General features: G+C 53.0%; 4 protein-coding genes and 3 tRNA genes. All 7 read left to right on the plus strand.

The genetic code is table 11. The features are described from left to right. Positions 1–166: 166 nt before the first annotated feature. A complete protein-coding gene (gene birA, locus H043_RS0126315; protein WP_027614311.1) occupies positions 167–1,120 on the plus strand; it encodes a bifunctional biotin--[acetyl-CoA-carboxylase] ligase/biotin operon repressor BirA in 954 nt (317 codons plus the stop codon). Next, a complete protein-coding gene (locus tag H043_RS0126320) occupies positions 1,110–1,859 on the plus strand; it encodes a pantothenate kinase (protein WP_027614312.1) in 750 nt (249 codons plus the stop codon). Before birA ends, H043_RS0126320 begins: the two co-directional genes overlap by 11 nt. Before the next feature lie 7 nt (positions 1,860–1,866). Further along, the gene (locus tag H043_RS0126325; protein WP_027614313.1) at positions 1,867–2,304 is read left to right on the plus strand and encodes a hypothetical protein; all 438 of its coding nucleotides are present in this window, start codon (positions 1,867–1,869) and stop codon (positions 2,302–2,304) included. 142 nt (positions 2,305–2,446) lie between these two features. Beyond that, positions 2,447–2,531 (plus strand) — tRNA-Tyr (locus H043_RS0126330). Positions 2,532–2,555: 24 nt separating this feature from the next. After that, positions 2,556–2,629: transfer RNA gene (locus H043_RS0126335), tRNA-Gly, on the plus strand. A gap of 26 nt (positions 2,630–2,655) precedes the next feature. Then, positions 2,656–2,731: transfer RNA gene (locus H043_RS0126340), tRNA-Thr, on the plus strand. Between the two features lie 84 nt (positions 2,732–2,815). Beyond that, positions 2,816–2,964 (plus strand): GTP-binding protein (locus tag H043_RS30085; RefSeq protein ID WP_256214500.1); only part of this gene is annotated, 149 nt, incomplete at its 3' end.

Here is a 2,964-nt window from a genome sequence, read left to right on the forward strand (position 1 = left end):
GGTTTCCCCATGTGAGAGTAGGTCATCGTCAAGATTAAATTCCGAAACCCCAATTGCGAAAGCAGTTGGGGTTTTGTTTTGCCCGCAGGAAAGTGGTGCGCTTGATTTCTATGCAATCGCCCGGCTCATGGCTATTATTCGGACCTCATTGTGAGGCGAGACCTGCATGCTGACGTTGTTGAATCTATTAAAGGATGGTCGATTCCATTCCGGCGAGGCTCTGGGGGTTACCCTGGGAATCAGTCGAAGTGCGGTGTGGAAGCAGCTTCAGCATCTTGAGGCTGAGCTCGGGTTGTCCATAAACAAAGTCCGGGGCAGAGGCTATCAACTGGCTGCACCCTTGACGCTCCTCGACCCCCTGAAGATCAGTGCCTTAGCAGCGGTTTGGCCGATTACAGTCTTTGATTCCATCGATTCCACTAACGCAGAGGCGCTTCGCGCGATCAATCAGGGTCGAGCGGCGCCGTTTCTGGTATTGGCCGAACGACAGATTTCCGGTCGCGGTCGCAGAGGCCGCAAATGGGTAAGCCCTTTTGCTGAAAATCTCTACTACAGCCTGGTCCTGCGCATTGAAGGTGGCATGCGCCAGCTTGAGGGCTTGAGTCTGGTGGTCGGTTTGGCTGTTATGCATGCCCTGCGAAAGCTGGGGGTGGCGGGCGCAGGATTGAAGTGGCCCAACGATGTGCTGGTCGGGAACAAGAAAATCGCCGGTATTCTTCTTGAGCTAGTAGGGGATCCGGCAGATGTTTGCCATGTGGTGCTGGGTATAGGCATTAATGTGAACATGCAGGTTGCTGAGGAAGTTGACCAGCAATGGACGTCAATTCGACTCGAGACGGGTCAAACCTGCGATCGCAACGTCTTGGTGGCTGAGCTGAGCGACCAACTGCGCGGTTATATCCAGCGTCATCAGGTCCATGGTTTCTCTGCGTTCCAGGAGGAATGGGAAAAGGATCACATGTGGCAAGGTCGCCCGGTTTCTTTGGTTGCGGGCGTTAGTCATATAGAAGGCGTAGTGCTTGGTATTGATAGCCAGGGTGCGCTGCGCTTGAAGGTGGACGGCGTGGAAAAAGTATTTAGTGGTGGTGAGCTCAGTCTGAGGTTGCGTGATGATTCTTGAGCTCGACTGTGGGAATAGCTTTATCAAGTGGCGCGTATTGAATACGGCTGCTGGTGGTCTTTTCGCGGAAGGTGTTGTCGACTCGGATCAGGCTCTGGTGGATAGCTTGTGTGCATTTGAGAGCCTGTCGTTGCGCAAATGTCGGTTGGTCAGCGTAAGAACCAGCGAAGAAACTGCTGCGCTCACCCGAATTCTCGAGCAGACGTTCGGCATCTCGGTCGTTTGCGCAAAGTCGGCCAGTGAGATGTCTGGTGTCAGGAATGGCTATGACGACTATGAACGCTTGGGGCTGGATCGCTGGTTGGCGATGCTCGGTGGCTTTCATCTGGCTGCCGGCGCCTGTCTGATTCTGGATTTCGGCACTGCTGTGACAGCCGATTTTATTAATGCCGAAGGAGAGCACCTTGGAGGATTCATTTGCCCAGGGATGCCCTTGATGCGTAACCAATTACGTACACATACCCGGAAAATCCGTTATGGGGACTTGGCTGCCGAAAAAGCGTTGACGAGCCATGCTCCGGGGCGCAGTACCGTCGAGGCGGTGGAGCGAGGGTGCTCTTTAATGTTGAGAGGTTTCGTTCTGACCCAGATGGAAATGGCTCGATCCTATTGGGGGGAGCGCTTTGCTGTCTTTATTACCGGTGGCGATGCTGGATTGGTGGCGGACGTCGTGCCTGATGCTCGGATCGTCCCTGACCTGGTATTTGTAGGGTTGGCGATGGCGTGTCCTTTAACTTGAGGTTTGTATGCGTTGGTTGTTCCTGCTGCTCGTTGTTCTCAATGTGTTCTATTACGTCTGGCATCAGCAGGAGGCGCCCTTGCGTGCAAAAGATGTCACTCCTCTCAGCATGTACCGCGGGTCCCAGCAAGATATTCGCTTATTGAGTGAGGCGACTGGTGACTCGGCGGGAGTGCAAGGCGCGCGCCATGCCGGACAGGAGTGTCTGTTTTTGGGTGGTTTGACTCAAGAAAGCAGCCTTTCCGCGCTACAGATGCGTCTAGCGGGCATGAGTGTGAAGGTTCAGGCATCGCAAAAGGATCTTCCCGAGCCTGGATATTGGTTGCGCATTGCGCCCGAGAGCCAGCGTTTATTGGGGGATGTGCAGTTGCAGAACCTTTCCAAGGAATTCAATGAGTTAAAACATAAAATAATGCTGTGTGAGGGGGTTGCACCGCTGGAATAGTTTGCATAGAATGGCGCCCGCTCCACAGCGAACACCTAAACAGGTTGTCAAAGCGGAGCGGTGTCAACGCAGCTAACCTCAGGTTTTTAATGAGAAAATGCTTGACAGAAGGTCGGCATAGTATAGAATGCCGGCTCGCTTAGGAGGGGTTCCCGAGCGGCCAAAGGGATCAGACTGTAAATCTGACGTCTACGACTTCGAAGGTTCGAATCCTTCCCCCTCCACCATTTTTAGCGTGAGCTGCAAGCTCCGCGGGTATAGTTTAGTGGTAGAACCTCAGCCTTCCAAGCTGATGATGCGGGTTCGATTCCCGCTACCCGCTCCAAGTTTGCAGGTTGTGCAAAGTGTTACGCTCTTGTAGCTCAGTTGGTAGAGCACACCCTTGGTAAGGGTGAGGTCAGCGGTTCAAATCCGCTCAAGAGCTCCATATAACAAGGCAGATATGAAAATATCTGCCTTTGTTTTAATGGTAGATATCGTTCGTCTAATTCTTCTGTTGAGGGTGTTATCGATGGCTAAGGAAAAATTTGATCGTTCCCTGCCCCACGTCAACGTAGGGACCATTGGTCACGTTGACCACGGTAAAACCACTCTGACCGCTGCTCTGACTCGCGTCTGCTCCGAAGTTTTCGGTTCGGCCGTAGTTGAATTCGACAAGAT

It is taken from the genome of Pseudomonas sp. URIL14HWK12:I6 (assembly GCF_000514195.1).
In the GTDB taxonomy this organism is placed as follows: Bacteria; Pseudomonadota; Gammaproteobacteria; order Pseudomonadales; family Pseudomonadaceae; genus Aquipseudomonas; species Aquipseudomonas putida_A.